Origin of the sequence: Vitreimonas sp. (genome assembly GCF_036392335.1) — a bacterium.
Classification (GTDB): Bacteria; Pseudomonadota; Alphaproteobacteria; order Caulobacterales; family Aquidulcibacteraceae; genus Vitreimonas.
The window spans coordinates 22,558-39,493 of sequence record NZ_DASVYD010000024.1 but is presented as its reverse complement, the minus strand read 5'-3'; the positions used below and the strand labels follow the sequence as shown (position 1 = coordinate 39,493).

Here is a 16,936-nt window from a genome sequence, read left to right as displayed (position 1 = left end):
GCCATGTACAGCGCGTTTCAACAGCATCTGCAGCGTGAGCTCGACGGCATTCGCGAAGCGGGATTCTACAAGAACGAGCGCATCATCTCGACGCCGCAAGGCTCGGAGGTGGAGGCCGCGTCCGGCCAGCATCTGCTCAATCTCTGCGCCAACAATTATCTGGGCCTCGCGCAAGACAAACGCGTGCAGGCGGCGGCGCGCGAGGGGCTGGAGCGTTGGGGCTACGGCATGGCCTCGGTGCGCTTCATCTGCGGCACGCAGGAAAACCACAAGGCGTTGGAAGCGGAGCTTTCGGCCTGGCTGAAGATGGAGGACACAATCCTCTATCCCTCATGCTTCGATGCCAATGGCGGCCTGTTCGAAACGCTGCTCGGCGCCGAAGATGCGATCATCTCCGACGAACTGAACCACGCCTCGATCATCGACGGCATCCGCCTCTGCAAAGCGCAACGCTATCGCTACAAGAACAATGACCTCGCTGATCTCGAAGCGCAGCTCAAAGCCGCCGACGCTGCCGGTGCGCGCTTCAAGCTCATCTCCACCGACGGCGTCTTCTCGATGGACGGCGTCATCGCCCAGCTCGACAAGATTTGCGATCTGGCCGAGCGCTACAATGCTTTGGTGCACGTCGACGATAGCCATTCCACTGGTATCGTCGGCCCAGGAGGGCGCGGCACGGCTGAGCACTGCAAGTGCATCGACCGGATCGATGTTCTCACGAGCACGCTCGGCAAAGCGCTCGGCGGCGCCAGCGGCGGCTTCACCAGCGGCAAGAAGGAAATCGTCGAAATCCTGCGCCAGCGTTCGCGGCCGTATCTCTTCTCCAACACTGTCCCGCCGTCCATCGTCTCGGGCGCGCGTAAGGCGGTGGAAATTGCGGCCGCTGGCGACGATCTGCGCGCGCAGCTGCGTGACAACATGCGCCGCTTCCGCGAGGGGCTAACGCAAGCTGGCTTCGATCTATTGCCGGGCGAGCATCCCATCATTCCGGTCATGCTCTACGACGCGAAGAAGGCCGGCGCGCTGGCTGAAGCGCTGTTGCAGGACGGCGTTTACGTGATCGCTTTCTCCTACCCGGTGGTGCCGAAGGGAAAGGCGCGCATCCGCACCCAGGTGTCGGCGGCGCACACGCGCGAGGAAATTGATCGTGCCGTGGCGGCTTTCGCGAATGCGGCAAAGCGCATCGGTTAGACCGCGATTGATCTCGCGCAAGGACGCAGGCGCGAAGTCGCTGACGCAATAGCGGGCGGACACCTGCGTTCGCTGTCGTTACGGCAGGGATGGCGTTATGAGCCACGACCATTTTGACGTTCTCATCGTTGGCGCCGGCATTTCCGGTGTCGGCGCGGCGTATCATCTGAAGCACCAGTGCCCGGGCAAGAGCTTTGCCGTGCTGGAAGCGCTGGAGAGTTTCGGCGGCACATGGCGCATGCACACCTATCCGGGCGTGCGCTCCGACAGCGATCTCTACACGTTCGGCTATCGCTTCAAGCCATGGCTTGGACCGCCGATCGCCTCAGCGCGCGAGATTCTCGACTACATGGAAGAGGTCATCGAGGAGAACGACCTCGCGAAGCACATCCTCTACGAGCACAAAATCACGTCGGCCGCGTTCTCGCGCAAAACCAATTTGTGGACTCTGGAAATTGAGCGTTTGGACACCGGCGAGCGACGCGTGTTCACCTGCAATTTTCTTTGGATGTGCCAAGGCTATTACCGTCATGCCGAAGGCTACACCCCCGACTGGCCGGGTCTGAAAGACTACAAGGGCCGGATCATTCACCCGCAGACTTGGCCGGAGGACGCCGATCTAGCTGGCAAGGAGGTGCTGGTGATTGGCTCGGGCGCTACGACCGCGACCGTTGTTCCGGCCATCGCCGGCGAATGCAAACACGTGACTGTGCTACAACGCTCGCCGACTTATTTCATTCCCGGCCGCAATATCAACGAATTGGTTGAGTTGCTGCGCCAGATCGACGTGGACGAGACTTGGATTCACGAAATCGCGCGCAAAAAAATCCTGTTCGATCAGGACCAATTCACACGGCGGTCGTTCGAGGAGCCGGAAACACTTAAAGAGGAATTGCTGACGGGCGTTCGCGCCTTTCTTGGCCCCGATTACGATATGACGCATTTCACGCCGCGCTATCGGCCATGGCGCCAACGTATCGCGTTTGTGCCCGATGGCGATCTGTTCCAAGGCATCGCCGCCGGCAAGGCGACCATGGTGACAGACGAAATTGATCGCTTCACCGAAGGCGGTGTGCTGCTGAAGAGCGGCAAAGAATTGAAAGCCGACGTGATCATCACGGCGACGGGCTTCAATCTGAGCGTTCTTGGCGACATTCCGTTCAGCGTCGACGGCGAGCCGGTCAATTTCGCCGACACTGTGACTTATCGCGGCATGATGTTCACAGGCGTGCCCAATATGGTCTGGGTGTTCGGCTATTTCCGCGCCAGTTGGACGTTGCGTGTCGATCTGCTGGGCGATTTCGTTTGCAGGCTGTTGAACCACATGGACGAAAAGGGCGTGCATCGCGTTGAGCCAGTGATCCCGGCGGCGGATGAAGGTATGGCGCTTTCGCCTTGGATCGATCCGGAGAATTTTAATCCGGGCTATCTGATGCGCAGCATGCATCTCTTGCCCAAGCGGGGCGCCAAGCCCGAATGGCAGCACACGCAGGATTATTGGCGCGAGAAGGAAGAGATTCCCGCCATTGATCTGGATGGTGCGGAATTCAGGTACGCCTAGTCCGTCGCGCGGCGCGCGGCGTGCGAGGCGAGCATCTGCATCGCCAGCGCACGCGTGTGGCCGGCGGGCTTGCTCATCAGCCTGGAAAAGGTGCGGCCAAACAGGCCGACGCCCATGGCGAGCACGACGCTCACCATGATCAAGTCCTCGGCCTGCTCGGCCGTAAAACCTGGGCGATCGGAGAGACGCGCCACGACTGTCTGAACGGCGTCGCGCACCGTGGTCATGCGCGTGGCCTCGCCGGTCATTTCCAGCCACGCCGCCAATCGCGCCACGCCAGGCGCTTCGAAGGCGTCGAAGAGCGCCTGCGCGCCAGCGGGCGAGGGTTCGGTGTTGGCTTCGCTGATCGCGAGGATGCGAGCGACGAGCTCCGCCACCATGCGCTCCATGAGGGCGGTCTGCACGTCGTCGATAGATCCGAAATGGTGCAGCACCGACGCGTTGGCGACGCCGGCTTCGACCGCGACATCCGCCAATTTCAACGCCTGCGGGCCTTGCCTCACCAAGAGCCGCTCGGCCGCGGCGAGGATGTTCTCCCGGGCGGCCTCCGGCGAGCGACGTACGCGCGGAATCTTACGAACTTCAGGTATTGACATTTTTATCAGTAAAGCCGATTTCTTGCCCGAGAGCAAACAAGAGCCAAAGGCTATGGAGGCTCGCCATGACCGACAAGCGCACACCCGACACCGTCACCATCGCACCCCGCGATATTCGCTTCGACGTGGAAAGCGCGCGCAAGGGCCATTGGCTTGGCGGCGATCCGGTGGGCACCGCGGTGTTCAACGCAATGTCGCTCACATTCCCTGATGGCGAGCGTCTCTTTATCGATGCGGTTAAGAATTATCGCGGGCAGCTTAGCGGCAAGCTCCTTGACGATGTGCGCGGCTTCATCGCGCAGGAAGCGATCCATTCGCGTGAACATCACACGCTCAATCAGCTAATCGACCGCAGCAAATATCCAGTCGCGGAAATCGAGGCCGAGATCCAAGAGCGCATCGCTTTCTCGCGCTCGCGCGGGCCGATGCGGATGCTAATCGCGACCATCGCGCTGGAACACTTCACCGCGATGATGGCGGAGATGCACGCGCTGCACCAGAACGTGTTTGAAGAGGTTGAGCCCGACATCGAGCGCATGTGGCGCTGGCACGCCATGGAAGAGACGGAGCATAAGGCCGTCGCCTATGATGTGTTCATGGAAGTGACCAAGCATTGGTCGCCGCTGCAGCGCTATCTCCGCCGTACACTTTCGATGGCGATCATCACGTACTTCTTTACCCGCAATATTACCCGATACGCGGCGCGCCTGCTGGAGGCGGACGGCTACGCCCCGGAGGCCGCGCTGAAGGCGGTAAAAGATTTCGTCTGGAAGAAGCCGGGCATCTTCAGCCGCGGCTGGAAGACATATCTGGCTTGGTATCGCCCAGGTTTCCATCCCTGGGATCAGGACACGCGCGAACTTGTCGCTGGCTGGAAGGCGGAATTCGACGCGGCGCCGGCCGCTGCCTAAGCAGCCTTGGCGACGCCGTGTGTCGGCCTGTATTGCGACGCGTCGGACGTGAACTCGGCATGGCCATAGCGCTTCAGCAGACTGCGCACGCGCTTGACCAGCACCTTATCCGCGACGTGGCGTAAGCCGGGCACTTGATCGGCCAGTTTGTACGCGGTCATGCGCGTCGTGATGCCGAGCGCGCCAAGCACGAATATCGCTTGATCGCGCGGCGTGACCTCGACGCCCATCTGCGCGGCGATTTTGCGATCCCCCTTCAGGAATTCCCTGAGGAAGAAGGTCTTCGCGAAGCTGCGTTCGATCGAATTATGCACTCTGTTGGCGAACGATTTGTCGGGCGGCAGATAGGCGGAGAGGGTGGCCCGCACCAATTCGCCGCAGGTGGAATCGTCATAGCCCCGCCGCAGCGTCGAATTGCGCGCCGTCATCATTCGCACAATGCCTTCGGGCGTGTCTGCGAGGAGGTCCTCCGGCAAGCCGAGCAAGAAGCAGCGATAGCGGCTGACTTCGACGCGCGCACGCTCTTCCGCATTGAAGGTGCGCCGGCCCTCCTTGATCATTTTGAACGCCATCAAAAATACGGGGATCAGGCCCGCCGGCATTTGATCCACTTGCGGGATCGGCACGCCATAGACGTTCGCATCCCAGCGGCCTGAACGAATGGCGTTGAAGCGCACCATCGAGTGCATGAGGCGCACCATGGCGGCGGCCTTGAAGCCCTCGCCGTGGCGTTCGAGCGCGCCGGGCAAGGTTGTTGTGGCGAAGAACGTCGCCGTTTCGTTGACGCGGCGCGCGGCGCTTTCGTTGCTGAGCGTGCCGGTCAGCGCCATCGGCAGCGCGGAATATTTGTTGAGGAAGGTGGCGATGAAGGCGCCGCGCACGGCATAGGGCGCCAAATGCGCGGTCGCGTTGCGCTCAAGCCGCGCACCTTCGCGCACCAAATCCATGTCGACCCAGGCCGGTGTTTGCTCCATCGCGCGGATCAGCGCCACGAGTTCTGGCGGGGCGTCCTGAACATGCTCCACACCATGGTCGCAGGCCTCCTGCAGCATCGAAATGAGCTTACGGAAGCCATATTGCGGCATCAGCATCGCGTAGGCGTCGGCGACCACATCGCCCAGCATGGTATAGGCGCGCACCCGCTCCAGATCCTCATGGGTGACGGCCACGCCATTTGGCGCACGATCTTGCACCACGGCGTCCTTCGGGTCGTGCGTGAAGCGTTCCGGATCGCGGTCGAAATCGATGCCGCCATAAATCGCCGGGAGCTGGGTCTTTTGCGAGGCGACTTTGGCCCGGACCTGTTCGATCGAAATCATCGTGCTTCCTTGGCTCGCGCGTTCGTCCACAATGTAAGCAAAGCTCACATTTGGGCTACTCGCTTTGCGGGGAAACCCGGTGGCCCCACGGGAGGGGCGTTTAAGTGTCTGACAAATCACGTAGAACACCGCGCCAGGCGCGCGCTGAGGGCACCGTCGACGCCATTCTCGACGCCGCCTTTCAACTTCTGGAAGCCGACGGGGTCGAGAAGCTGACTACCAACCATGTCGCCCAGCGGGCCGGGGTCAGCATCGGCACGGTCTACCAATATTTCGCCAGCAAGCAGGACATCCTGGCGGCGCTCGCGCAGCGCCGTGCGGGGGCGGTTCGTGACGCCATCGCCGAGACCATTATCCGGAAGCCCGACGTCAGCAGTGTGCGATCGATCGTTCAGGCGCTGATGCATGGTTTCGAAGGGTCCCCGACCACACGCCAGGCCCTGCTCGACGCCATGTTCTTGCGGGGCGGCGATAGCGTGCTGGCGCGGCACCACGAGGCCTTTTTGGCCGCCATCGCCGGCAGAGCACGGCTCCAACTCGAACTCACGTCCGAATCCGCGTTCGTGCTGACACACGCCGCTGTCAGTTTGTTGCGCGCGGCGGCCGCCGAACAGGAACTTGCTCTTGATCCGGGCCGGCTTGAGGACGAATTGGTCCGTCTCATGGAGGCCTATATCGGCGCCCTGGTGGCGGCGCGACGCGATGGGAAATGAGCGGCTTGCGCGGGCGCGCCGCGCATAGCTCCCGCGCGGTTACGCAAGGCCGGCTTATCCCGGGCGTTTTAGGCCTCGTCGCTCAGGCTTTGATTGTGCTCCGTTTTCCCCAATTCACAGCCATCTCTCGACCGCCCTTGACCCCGCGCCGGCGCGACACATCGTTCAGTAAGACGTGAACTGGATTGCTCGCGCGCCCCGACCTCGCCATATCGACGCCTCGCTTGATGGAGATGCTGGGCTTCACGGGCGAAGCGTTAGTGGGGCTGACGCAAGGCGCGGAGCGTTTATTCGCGCGATAAGGCCCGGGCTGAGCATCCGGACCACAGACACTCTGAGGTAGAAGCGGAATGGATCACGATTTCTGCAATGTCGATGGCGCACGGCGCCTGAAGCAGAGGATCGAGGAATATTGGCGCGATCGCGGCTATAATGTTGAAGTTAAGCTCGTGGATGCGGGCTTCGTTGCCGCCATGCGCTCAGCGCGCACAGACGTGCGCAGCGACATGGTCAATGGGTTCCCGACGAAGCGTGCAGACAAGGACGATGATCGCTCGTCCCCTAGCCGTCGCGGTCTGGTGGGGGCCGCGTAAGCGCACGTGTCTGCTGGTCAGGGGCGCGCCGCCAAAAGGCGGCGGCAGATTGGTGTGAGGTCCGAATAGCGATCCAAGATGGCGTCGGCGCCGAGCTGATCGGCGTCGGCGTCGCAATAGCCAAACCCCACGACGACGACCGGCGCGCCCGCTGCGCGCGCCGCGCCGACATCGATAGAGGTGTCGCCAATCATGACCGAACGGCGCACCGTGCCGCCGGCTCGCGCCACGGCGGCCCGATAATGTTCGGGATGGGGCTTCCTGTCCGTTACGGCGTCCGCGCCGACCACCGCTGAGAACCATTTGCTGAGATCGAGCGCATCGAGCAATTGATGGGAGAGTTCGGTGCGCTTGTTCGTGCAGACGGAGAGTTTCGCGCCCATGCTCGCGAGCTGGCCGAGCGCTTCGATGATGCCAGGATAGGGCCGAGTCGCTGAAGCAATGTCGGCGCGGTAGATCTCCACGAAGGCGCCCATCAGCTGATCCAGCCGATCCGGCCCAAAGTTTACGCCATGGAACTCAGCCGCGCGCTCGATCATCGCCCGCGCGCCACGGCCAACCATGCGGCGGACATGCTCCAGCTTGGTGTGCGGCAAGCCCTCAAGGTCCAGCGTGGCGTTGAGAGCGCGCACCAAATCCGGCGCGCTGTCCACCAGCGTGCCGTCCAGATCGAAAACAATGGTCGCGTCGGCCAATTCGCCGATGGTCATGGATGGCCCCAAACTGAGTGTTCGGGCTAAAACCCCCACTGGATTCGAGCAATTGGGTAAAAGCAGATGAGCCGAGCGCGGGCGGCGGTGATTTTGGCGGCGGGCCAGGGCACGCGGATGAAATCCGACCTGCCGAAAGTGCTGCATCCGGTTGGCGGCCGGCCGATGCTAGATTGGGCCATCGCTTCGGCGCGGGGCTTGGGCGCGGAGCGGGTGATCGTCGTCACCGGGTCGCATTCGCCCCAAGTCCGCGCACACGCTGCGAGTATCGTCGGCGAGAGTTCCGTGGCGATACAGGATCCGCCGCTTGGCACCGCGCACGCGGTGCGCGCGGCTGAACAAGCGCTCGCCGGCTTTGACGGCGATGTCGTCGTACTCTACGCGGACGCGCCTTTGGTGAAATCCGAAAGCCTCGCTGCGATGTTCGCGCTGCGTGAAGCGAAAGGCGGCATGGCCGTGCTCGGCTTCACCGCGCCAAACCCGTTCGGCTATGGCCGCCTCATCACCGATGCCGAAGGCCGCTTGCAGCGCATCGTTGAAGAGAAGGACGCGACACCGGAAGAGCGCGCCATCAATCTCTGCAATTCCGGCGTGCTCTGCGCGGACGCCAAGGCGCTCTTCCAATTGCTCTCGATGGTGAAGAACGAGAACGCCAAAGGCGAATATTATCTGACCGACGTCGTCGGCCTCGGTCGCTCGGCGGGCTTCTTCACGCACATCGTTGAAGGCGACGAAACCGAAGTGCTCGGCGTCAACTCACGCGTGGAACTCTCCGAAGCGGAAGCTGCGTTCCAGCGCCGTCGCCGCCGCGCCGCGATGGAATCTGGCGTCACGCTAATCGATCCCAACACCGTCTTTTTCAGTCACGACACCGAAATCGCCAACGACGTGGTGATCGAACCAAGTGTGTATTTCGGCCCGGGCGTCAAAATCGGCAAAGGCGCACGTATCAAGGCGTTCTGCCACATCGAAGGCGCGGAGATCGGTGAGGGCGCGCAGATCGGCCCGTCCGCCCGCTTGCGTCCCGGCACCAAGCTTGGCGCTCAAGTGAAGATCGGCAATTTCGTGGAGATCAAGAACGCCACGTTCGGCCCGAAGGCGCAGGCGAGCCATCTCACCTACGTGGGCGACGCCGATGTCGGCGCGCGCGCCAATCTCGGCTGCGGCACGATCACCTGCAATTACGACGGCTTCGACAAATATCGCACCACGATCGGCGAGGACGCCTTCATCGGCTCCGACACAGCCCTCGTCGCGCCCGTCACCATCGGGAAAGGCGCTTACACCGGCACTGGAAGCGTCATCACCAAAGACGTGCCTGACGGCGCGCTCGGCGTCGGCCGTTCGCGCCAAGTGAACATCGACGGCTGGGCCGACAAGAACCGCGCGAAGAAGCAGAAGGCGAAGGACACGAAATGAGCGATTCAGACCTCGCCAAGTTCAACGCCGCGCAAGCAGCACTCGCCTACATCAAGGATGGCATGGTCGTCGGCCTCGGCACGGGCTCGACCTCGGCGCATTTCGTGCGTCTGCTGGGCGACAAGGTGCGCCAAGGATTGCGCGTGAAAGGCGTGCCGACGTCGGAAGCGACGCGCAATCTGGCTGAGCAGGTGGGCGTGCCGTTGATTGAGATTAGTCAAGTGGCCTCCATCGACGTCGATGTGGACGGCGCCGATGAGATCGATCCGCAGTTCCGTTTGATCAAAGGCGGCGGCGGGGCATTGCTGCGTGAGAAGATTGTCGCGGCCGCGTCAAAGCGCATGGTCGTGATTGCGGACGACACCAAATGGGTCGAAACGCTGGGCGCGTTTCCGCTGCCAGTCGAAGTCACCCGCTTTGGCTTTGCGTTGACGGCGCAGCGCATTAAGGAGGCGCTGCAGGCGGCGGGCTGTGAGGGTGTTGACGTCGCGCTGCGCGTGGCGGGCAAAGCCAACGAGCCCGTTATCACCGATGGCGGCAATTACATCATCGATGCGCACGCCAAGCGCATTCCGGATGCGACGGCGCTCGCCGCGCTGCTGCAGCAGATCGCAGGCGTGGTGGAGCACGGCCTCTTCATCGGCCTGGCGCATGTCGTGATCCTTGGCAAAGCCAAGGGCGTCGATGTGAAAGAGATCTAAGCCGCCTTCGCGCGCTTCGAGCCGGCCGCCTTCTTGGCGGCCTTCTTCTTCGCCGGCGTCTTCTTTTTTGCGACGACCTTTTTCACTGTCGCCTTCTGTGCGGCCGCCGCGGTGCGCTTGGCTGCGCACTTCGGACAAGCGCAAATGTCCTTCAGGTACTGATTGAAGTAGTTCTTGCCGTAATCGTAGTTCAGCTCTTCGCCCGGCTTGATGTTGCGCAGGGCATGGATGAACACGCGGCCCTTATGAATGTTGGGTTCGCAATTGGCGCGGCATGAATGGTTGATGTAGCGCGCGGTATTCCAACGCGGCGCGCCATCAATCGTCTTTTTGGAATTGATTTCGAACAGGTACTTGGAGCGGCTCTTTTCTTCCTGCTCTTTCGTGATCTCGACGCCCGTATATTCGATGATGCACGCGCCCTTCGGGATCGGGCTATCCGCGTAGAGGCCAAGGCCTGTCGCCGAGCGGCCCACGCGCAATTGGAAATCACCTGGAATGTAGGACTTTCTCGTCGTCATCGATTCTTCGCTCCGTCAGGCTCTAGAGCCGCGAACAGGGGCGCTTGGCAAGCGACTTAGTGCTGCGCGCGTGCGCATGTGCGTTGATGCCGCGAAACTCAGCGTCTTGTGTTGGTTCCGGGGAGCAGCCTTCGTCGAGCGAAGGCTGGCTGGGGTGCTAGGGATCGAACCTAGGAATGGCGGTACCAAAAACCGCTGCCTTACCGCTTGGCGACACCCCAAAACCGGCGAAGCGGCTAGATAGAGGCGCCCGCCCGCCGATGCAATGGGGGCCAGGCAGGGCAGCCAACTTTGTTCAGGTCGGGCGCGACGGGCGGCGTTGCGTTGACCCGAACCTGCCGCTATAAGCCCGCCTCCTCGGAGTATAGCTCAGCCTGGTAGAGCACCACGTTCGGGACGTGGGGGTCGTAAGTTCGAATCTTGCTACTCCGACCATCATCTTCTCGCGGCGAATCCCGATGACGCTGCCAAAATGACGCTTCACCGCAGATCCGTGATGGGGGCCGCTTTTGGCCTGTGTGCAAGCACGGCGCTGGCGGCCTGTGGTTCGGAGGAAGGCATGTACGGCCTGATCGGCAAGATGATCGCCAAGCCCGGCCAGCGTGGCGCGCTCGTGCGTCTTTTGCTCGCCGGCGCGCAATCCATGCCCGGTTGCCGTTCATTCATCATCGCCGCGGATCCGACGGACGAGAACGCCATCTGGATCACAGAGGTCTGGGATACCGAGGCCCAACACACCGCCTCCCTGCAATTGCCCGAAGTGCAAGCTGCGATCCGCGAAGCGCGGCCGTTGATCGAGGGCTTCGGCGAGCGCTTCATCACCGCGCCACTTGGAGGCGTAGGCCTTGGCTGAGGACGTTGCGCAGCGCTTCAACGCGCAGGTGTTCACCCAAGTCATCAACCTCGATCGCAGCACCGATCGATTGGAGACCGTGTCAGCGTATCTCAAAGCGGCGGGGCTCGACTACACGCGCTTCTCAGCCGTGGAGGGCCGCAAGCTCAACATGGACGAGCCCGAGATGCGTCGGCTGGTCGATGTAAAAAAGTGGATGCGCCGCCACCACCGCAATCCCACGCCCGCCGACATCGGCTGCTATCTGAGCCACTATTACGCGATCCAGGCCTTCCTCGCGCAGGACAAGCCGTTTGGCCTGATCTTCGAGGATGACGCCGCTTTTGGCCCGGACTTCATCCCCTTCGTGACGCATGCCCTAAATGATCCAAATGAATGGGACATTCTGAAGCTGCACGCGCGTCACCCGGGCCCGATGGTGACGCGCCGTGATTACGGCGATGGCGTAAGGCTCTGTTCGTTCGTCGCCCGCCACGCTGGCACCACTTGCTACATGATCAATCGTCGCGCCGGCGAGCGGATGCTGAAACATCTCATTCCGGCCGTCCGCATGATCGATTGGGCCTGCGATCAGGGCCACCTGATGCATTTGCGCGTGCGCACGCTGACGCCGATGATCGTGGGCCTGCAGCCGGTGGCGACCACTCGTGACACAGGCGTCTCGCGCAAGCGTTCGTGGATCGAGAAACAGACTGACCGCCCGATCCTGCCGCGTTGGCAATTGCCGTTCCGCCGTGTGTGGGATGAGGTGCATCGCGTCGGCTATACGCTCTTCGCGGACGGCGGCTTGCGGGCGATGTTGTTCGGACCGAAGCGCTAAGCGCTCAGCTGAAAGAACATCCAAAGGCCGCCGACGCCGAGCGCGACCACAAGAACCCAGCGCATCGTTTCCGCCATGGCGTGCACTGCGCCGCGTAGCGGGCTGAACATCGAAAGCGCTAGCGTGACGATGAACGCCGCGCCGACCGCAAGCCAGGCTTCGAACTCGCCCAGCTGACTATCCAGCGCAGCGATGAAGGCGAGATACGAAGCCGCCGCGCCCATGGTAAAGCGCACTAACGCCTTGAGGATCGTGCTGCCGGTCCGGTGCGGACTTTCGACCGGCGTTTGGGCCGGCGCGGCATCGGCGGGCGGCGGCAGAGGCTGGCGCGATTGCACACGCAGCCGACGCCAGGCTTCGGCCTCAAGCTCGGCCCGCACCTGCTGTTCAAACATCCAGTCGTCGGTCGCGAACGCTGGCGACCTGCGGGAATCCGGCATCGGCGCACCCTCTCCAGACGTGCATAATGCAGCAGCCTCACGGGGCCGGAAATAAGCAGCGGCAGCAACGCGCTAGAAAAATCGACGGCGGTAGCCAGGGGTGTCATTTATCATTTTTCGATAAAATCCGCTTGCCTTCTCGATTTGCCCATATCATTTATCGATAAACCCGAGCCAAGGGGTGGAGTAGCGTCTCGTGAAGCAGTTTTTGATCACCGTCGGCGGCGTTCTCGTCGGCCTTTTGCTCTTCTTGTTCATAGGCCCGTTCATCCTGATCGGGGCGCTGTCGTCGATGACGGCGCCTCCGGCGCAACCCTCACACATGGTGTTGTCGCTGGATCTCCGCGAAGAGATGACCGACCAGCGCCCCGCCAACCCTTTTGCGGCCCTTGGCGGCGGCAATGCGTTGCTTGAGATCCTCGCGCGGATCGAATCCGCGCGCACAGACGATGCCGTGAAGGGGCTCTTCATCCGCGGCAACACGACGGGCATGTCCGCAGCGCAAGCAGAAGAGCTGCGCGCCGCGATCGCCAGTTTCCGTCAATCCGGAAAATTCGTGATCGCGCACCTGCAAACCGACGGCGTTCGCATGTCGATGCCGGGCTACATGGCCGTCGCCGACGCCGACGAGGTCTGGCTGCAGGAAGCCAGCGAGTTCATGCCGATGGGGCTCTCGGCGGAGGTGACGTTCCTCGCCGGCACGCTCCAGCGCTACCACATGCAGGCGCAGTTCGAGCAGCGTGAGGATTACAAGAACGCGCCCAACACGATCACACAGCGTGATTTCACACCCGCCCACCGTGAGGCGACGCTGTCGTTGATGAACGGCATTTATGACAACATGCTGGCCAACATCGCCGCCGACCGCGGCATCACGCCGGCGCAAGCCCGCACCGCAGTGGAAACCACACCGTTCACCGCCCAACGTGCGCGCGAACTGAGTCTCATTGACCAGTTTGGCCGTCCTGAAGAGGCGGAGCGCGCCGCCTTGGCGCGAGCCGACAACGAGGACGCTCAGATCGTCGACATCCACGAGTATCGTCCGCGCCCGCAAACCGGTGGTCGTGTGATCGCGGTGGTGCAGGGCGAAGGCGCGATCGTCTCGGGTCCGCCGGAAGACGGCTTCTTCGGTGACGACGAGACCATGAACAGCGACCGCATTGCGCGCGCGCTCCTGGACGCGTCCGAGGATGAGGATGTCGCCGCGATTGTCTTCCGCGTGTCGAGCCCGGGCGGTTCTGTGGTCGCCTCGGACCAGATCCTGGCGGCGTTGCGTACGGCGCAGGAACGCGGCAAGCGGGTTGTGATCTCAATGGGCGATGTCGCCGCGTCGGGCGGTTATTACGTCGCCACCCATGCGGACGAGATCGTCGCCTCGCCGTCGACCATTACCGGCTCGATCGGCGTGTTCGGCGGCAAGCTGATCATTGGCCCGGCCCTTGAGCATTATTTCTCGACCAATACGGAGACGATCACAGTCGGTTCGCCGATGGTGGAAATGTTCACCAGCGAGCGGCCATTCAACCAAGCCGAGCGCGCCGCGTTTGCAGGCTTTATCGATCGCACCTATGCGACTTTCATCGGCCTCGTCGCCGAGGGCCGCGAGATGACGCCAGAGCAAGCGCGTGCGGTTGCAGGCGGTCGGGTGTGGACGGGCCAGCAAGCGCTCGAGCGCGGCCTGGTCGACCACCTCGGCGGCTTCTCGGTCGCCGTGGCGCGCGCCCGCGCTCTGGCCGGCATCGGCGATGACGAACGTGTGCAATTGCGCTACTTCCCGGCGGCGGAAAATCCGTTCAAGGCGTTTGAGCGCCTGTTCGGCGCTTCCTCCGAGAGCGTGGAAGCCCTGGCGCGGATCAACGCGCTACTCTCCGATCCGCGCATGCAAAGCACCATGGCGGCGCTGCGCGAAGAGGACGCGAATGTCCGCGCGCAAGCGGAGGTCGCGACGATCCGCTGATCTAATCCATAGCCCCTTGAGAGGCCCTCCGCGGAAGCGCGGGGGGCCCTTTCTTTTGGGGCCTGGACTTGTTCTCAGCCCTTGTTCTCGACTTCGTATTTTGGAAGGTCGGCGCGCAGGGTCTCATAGAGACGCTCGACAAAGCGCTCGGCGTCGTCATCGACGAAATCGTCGAAATAGTCAGGGTGGTTGGACTCGAACACATACTCGCCCTCATCAGCGAAGATGAAACCGAGTTCCTCGTCGGTGTGCACGTGGATGACGGCGATCTGAGTCTCCTCGTCGTCCTCCTCGCCGAGCGCGAACGCCAAGCGGCGCGAGGAAATCTTCTGTTCGAGGATGGGCGCGAGCGCCTGCAGCGCCGCGAGATCGTCAAACCCGTCTTCTTGGTTCAGAGCGGATTCCAGGCGCTTGCGCGCTGCATCGACCTCGGCATCGAAACCCGACGCCGGGGCGGCTGGCGTTTTCTTCGTGCTCATGCCGCTTCCATCAGGCTTTCGAACACGGCGCGCCCGCCAATCCGCCCAAGCACGGGGTCAGAGGCGCGTTCCGGGTGAGGCATCATGCCCATGACGTTTCCGCGGTCATTGATGATGCCAGCGATATCACGGGCTGAGCCGTTGGGATTATCGAGATAGCGAAACACGACGCGGCCTTCACCCTCGATCCGGTCGAGGGTGGCGTCATCGGCGACGAAGCGGCCGTCCCCGTGCGCGATCGGGATCTCCGTTTCGCGCGTCTCACGATAAGCGCGTGTGAACGCGGTGTTGCCGTTGGCGATGGCCAGCGGCACGTCCTTGCAGGCGAATTTCAGGCCTGCATTGCGGGCGAGCGCGCCTGGCAACAAGCGCGTTTCGGTCAGCACCTGAAAGCCGTTGCAGATGCCGAGTACAAGGCCGCCCCGTTCCGCGTGCGCGATCACTGCGCGCATCACCGGGCTCTTGGCGGCCATCGCGCCTGAGCGGAGATAGTCGCCGTAGGAGAAGCCGCCCGGCAGCACAACGAGGTCGAGGCCCTCAGGCAGCGCGGTGTCCTTATGCCAGACCATGGAGGCAGGCTTGCCGGTGATGCGCTCAAGGGCGCGTGCGGCGTCGCGGTCGCAATTGGACCCCGGAAAGACGATGACGGCTGATTTCATGAGGCTTCCATAAGCTGCGTCGCCGTCGTTTTAAAGGCGTCAGAGACGGCCTGCGGGCGTTCCGAGGCAGTCCGTCGTGGTTTCTTGGCCGAATGTGCTAAGGAGCGTCCATGGCCACATGGATTCTGATCGCGATCTTCGGCGCCATCGCTATCACGGCGGGGTTGGTGGCGATCCTTCAGCGCGTCAACGCAAAGAGCGTGCGCGACACGGTCGCCAGGGGCGAAGCCGGCGCGATGATCCCGGCGGTCGGCGGCGACCGGCGCGACCCCGATGGTCAAGCCGAAAGCGGTGATAATGGCGGCGGCGACGGTGGCGGCGGCGACTAATGTCGTTAATGTAACAGGCCTGTCACAAAACCGAGCCAAAAGCGCGCCGACCGCCAAGCGGCGGAATCACGTTCGCCCGTCTCAAGCGGACCGGAGGGCCGGTCCAGAGCGCCGAACCGAGGACAAAAGGTGACGAACATGAACACGAAGGTCTTGAGGCGCGCCGCGCTGGCCGTGGCGGCTGTCGCGCTCGCCGCATGCGGCAGCGGCGAAAACCAAGCGCCGGCGGGCGGCTCCTCGTCGGAATCGATCCAAATCGACGGCTCCTCGACCGTCTTCCCGCTTTCGGAGGCGGTGGCTGAAGCCTTCAGCACCTCGCAGACTGGCGCCGCGCGCGTCACCGTTGGGGAAAGCGGAACGGGCGGCGGGTTCCGCAAATTCTGCCGTGGCGAAACGCAAGTGCAGGGCGCGTCGCGCCCGATCCTCGCTGAGGAGATGGCCGCCTGCGCCGCGGCCGGCGTCGAGTACGTGGAATTGCCGGTCGCCTTCGATGGTTTGACCGTCGTGGTCCATCCGTCGAACCCCGTACGCAGCGTCACTATCGCGGAATTGCGCCGTATGTGGGAGCCGGCTGCGGAGCGGGTGGTCACCAATTGGCGTCAAGTGAACCCGTCTTGGCCGGATCAAACGCTGCAATTGTTTGGCGCCGGCACCGCGTCGGGAACGTTCGACTTCTTTACCGAAGCTGTCGTCGGCACCGCGAAGAGCTCGCGCACGGATTACACGCCGACTGAGGATGACAACGTCACGGTTCAGGGTGTTGTCGGCAACCCGAATGCGATCGGATATTTCGGCTTTGCGTATTACGAACAGAACCAACAACGCCTCGCGGCGCTGACTATCGACGGTGTGGCGCCGACGGCGGAGACCATTGCCAATGGCAGCTACCCGCTGACGCGGCCGATCTTCGTTTATATCAACGCGGAAGCCTTGCGCCGGCCACAAGTCCAGCGCTTCGCGCAGTATTACGTGGCGAACGCCAGTCGCTTGGCGCGCGAAGTCGGCTACGTCGCGTTGCCGGACGACGTCTATACGGCGCTCACAACCCGCGTGCGCGAGCGCACCGCCGGGACGGCGTTTGGCGGTCATCAAGAAGCGCGCGTCAACATCACCGAAGTGATGGCGCGTCCGCTTTCCAGCCAAGCGCCCACCGCGGAATAATCG

The 16,936-nt window shown here is 62.7% G+C and carries 19 protein-coding genes and 2 tRNA genes; 13 read left to right on the top strand and 8 right to left on the bottom strand.

Annotation, left to right across the window (positions count from 1 at the left end; translation table 11 throughout):
• The first annotated feature begins 3 nt into the window (after positions 1–3).
• Entirely contained in the window at positions 4–1,191 is a 1,188-nt protein-coding gene (locus tag VF769_RS05755; protein WP_331007420.1) for a glycine C-acetyltransferase, read from the top strand.
• Between the two features lie 97 nt (positions 1,192–1,288).
• Entirely contained in the window at positions 1,289–2,752 is a 1,464-nt protein-coding gene (locus VF769_RS05750) for an NAD(P)/FAD-dependent oxidoreductase (protein WP_331007419.1), read from the top strand.
• On the opposite strand, the gene VF769_RS05745 is transcribed toward VF769_RS05750, so the two are convergent.
• The gene (locus VF769_RS05745; RefSeq protein ID WP_331007418.1) at positions 2,749–3,348 is read right to left on the bottom strand and encodes a helix-turn-helix domain-containing protein; all 600 of its coding nucleotides are present in this window, start codon (positions 3,346–3,348) and stop codon (positions 2,749–2,751) included. The two genes, VF769_RS05750 and VF769_RS05745, sit on opposite strands and share 4 nt — an antisense overlap.
• Before the next feature lie 65 nt (positions 3,349–3,413).
• On the opposite strand from VF769_RS05745, the gene VF769_RS05740 reads away from it, so the two are divergent.
• Complete coding sequence (locus VF769_RS05740; protein ID WP_331007417.1) at positions 3,414–4,259, top strand: metal-dependent hydrolase; 846 nt, start codon at positions 3,414–3,416, stop codon at positions 4,257–4,259.
• Here VF769_RS05740 and VF769_RS05735 read toward each other — a convergent pair.
• A complete protein-coding gene (locus VF769_RS05735; RefSeq protein WP_349258100.1) occupies positions 4,256–5,578 on the bottom strand; it encodes an oxygenase MpaB family protein in 1,323 nt (440 codons plus the stop codon). The two genes, VF769_RS05740 and VF769_RS05735, sit on opposite strands and share 4 nt — an antisense overlap.
• A gap of 104 nt (positions 5,579–5,682) precedes the next feature.
• On the opposite strand from VF769_RS05735, the gene VF769_RS05730 reads away from it, so the two are divergent.
• On the top strand, positions 5,683–6,291 hold the full coding sequence (locus VF769_RS05730) for a TetR/AcrR family transcriptional regulator (RefSeq protein ID WP_331007415.1): 609 nt from the start codon (positions 5,683–5,685) through the stop codon (positions 6,289–6,291).
• A 350-nt stretch (positions 6,292–6,641) separates the two neighbouring features.
• On the top strand, positions 6,642–6,884 hold the full coding sequence (locus VF769_RS05725) for a hypothetical protein (protein WP_331007414.1): 243 nt from the start codon (positions 6,642–6,644) through the stop codon (positions 6,882–6,884).
• Positions 6,885–6,901: 17 nt separating this feature from the next.
• On the opposite strand, the gene gph is transcribed toward VF769_RS05725, so the two are convergent.
• Positions 6,902–7,594: a phosphoglycolate phosphatase gene (gene gph, locus VF769_RS05720; protein ID WP_331007413.1), complete on the bottom strand. Its 693-nt coding sequence runs from the start codon at positions 7,592–7,594 to the stop codon at positions 6,902–6,904.
• Positions 7,595–7,660: 66 nt separating this feature from the next.
• Here gph and glmU point away from each other — a divergent pair, with 66 nt between their 5' ends.
• A complete protein-coding gene (gene glmU, locus VF769_RS05715; protein ID WP_331007412.1) occupies positions 7,661–9,013 on the top strand; it encodes a bifunctional UDP-N-acetylglucosamine diphosphorylase/glucosamine-1-phosphate N-acetyltransferase GlmU in 1,353 nt (450 codons plus the stop codon).
• Positions 9,010–9,714 carry a ribose-5-phosphate isomerase RpiA gene (gene rpiA / locus VF769_RS05710; protein ID WP_331007411.1) on the top strand — a complete coding sequence of 235 codons (705 nt, stop codon included), beginning with the start codon at positions 9,010–9,012 and terminating at the stop codon, positions 9,712–9,714. Before glmU ends, rpiA begins: the two co-directional genes overlap by 4 nt.
• Here the strand turns inward: rpiA and VF769_RS05705 are convergent.
• Together VF769_RS05705 and VF769_RS05700 are read right to left on the bottom strand one after the other, a co-directional pair.
• Positions 9,711–10,235, bottom strand: coding sequence for an SET domain-containing protein (locus tag VF769_RS05705; protein ID WP_331007410.1), 525 nt, complete (start codon positions 10,233–10,235; stop codon positions 9,711–9,713). The genes rpiA and VF769_RS05705 overlap by 4 nt on opposite strands.
• Positions 10,236–10,381: 146 nt before the next feature.
• Positions 10,382–10,456: transfer RNA gene (locus VF769_RS05700), tRNA-Gln, on the bottom strand.
• A gap of 137 nt (positions 10,457–10,593) precedes the next feature.
• On the opposite strand from VF769_RS05700, the gene VF769_RS05695 reads away from it, so the two are divergent.
• The 3 genes from VF769_RS05695 (at position 10,594) to VF769_RS05685 (ending at position 11,908) form a co-directional block, all read left to right on the top strand.
• Positions 10,594–10,670: transfer RNA gene (locus VF769_RS05695), tRNA-Pro, on the top strand.
• A 124-nt stretch (positions 10,671–10,794) separates the two neighbouring features.
• Positions 10,795–11,088, top strand: coding sequence for a putative quinol monooxygenase (locus VF769_RS05690; RefSeq protein WP_331007409.1), 294 nt, complete (start codon positions 10,795–10,797; stop codon positions 11,086–11,088).
• A complete protein-coding gene (locus VF769_RS05685) occupies positions 11,081–11,908 on the top strand; it encodes a glycosyltransferase family 25 protein (RefSeq protein WP_331007408.1) in 828 nt (275 codons plus the stop codon). Before VF769_RS05690 ends, VF769_RS05685 begins: the two co-directional genes overlap by 8 nt.
• Here VF769_RS05685 and VF769_RS05680 read toward each other — a convergent pair.
• Positions 11,905–12,348, bottom strand: a complete 444-nt coding sequence (locus VF769_RS05680) for a hypothetical protein (RefSeq protein WP_331007407.1) — start codon at positions 12,346–12,348, stop codon at positions 11,905–11,907. The genes VF769_RS05685 and VF769_RS05680 overlap by 4 nt on opposite strands.
• A 196-nt stretch (positions 12,349–12,544) precedes the next feature.
• On the opposite strand from VF769_RS05680, the gene sppA reads away from it, so the two are divergent.
• Positions 12,545–14,305, top strand: a complete 1,761-nt coding sequence (sppA, locus tag VF769_RS05675; RefSeq protein WP_331007406.1) for a signal peptide peptidase SppA — start codon at positions 12,545–12,547, stop codon at positions 14,303–14,305.
• A gap of 74 nt (positions 14,306–14,379) precedes the next feature.
• Here the strand turns inward: sppA and VF769_RS05670 are convergent, their stop codons facing one another.
• Both VF769_RS05670 and purQ read right to left on the bottom strand, forming a co-directional pair.
• On the bottom strand, positions 14,380–14,784 hold the full coding sequence (locus VF769_RS05670) for a hypothetical protein (protein WP_331007405.1): 405 nt from the start codon (positions 14,782–14,784) through the stop codon (positions 14,380–14,382).
• A complete protein-coding gene (gene purQ, locus VF769_RS05665) occupies positions 14,781–15,443 on the bottom strand; it encodes a phosphoribosylformylglycinamidine synthase subunit PurQ (protein WP_331007404.1) in 663 nt (220 codons plus the stop codon). Before purQ ends, VF769_RS05670 begins: the two co-directional genes overlap by 4 nt.
• A 110-nt stretch (positions 15,444–15,553) precedes the next feature.
• Between purQ and VF769_RS05660 the strand changes: the two genes are divergently transcribed.
• Both VF769_RS05660 and VF769_RS05655 read left to right on the top strand, forming a co-directional pair.
• Entirely contained in the window at positions 15,554–15,772 is a 219-nt protein-coding gene (locus VF769_RS05660) for a hypothetical protein (protein ID WP_331007403.1), read from the top strand.
• Positions 15,773–15,910: 138 nt separating this feature from the next.
• A complete protein-coding gene (locus tag VF769_RS05655) occupies positions 15,911–16,933 on the top strand; it encodes a PstS family phosphate ABC transporter substrate-binding protein (RefSeq protein WP_331007402.1) in 1,023 nt (340 codons plus the stop codon).
• The last annotated feature ends 3 nt before the right edge of the window (positions 16,934–16,936 follow it).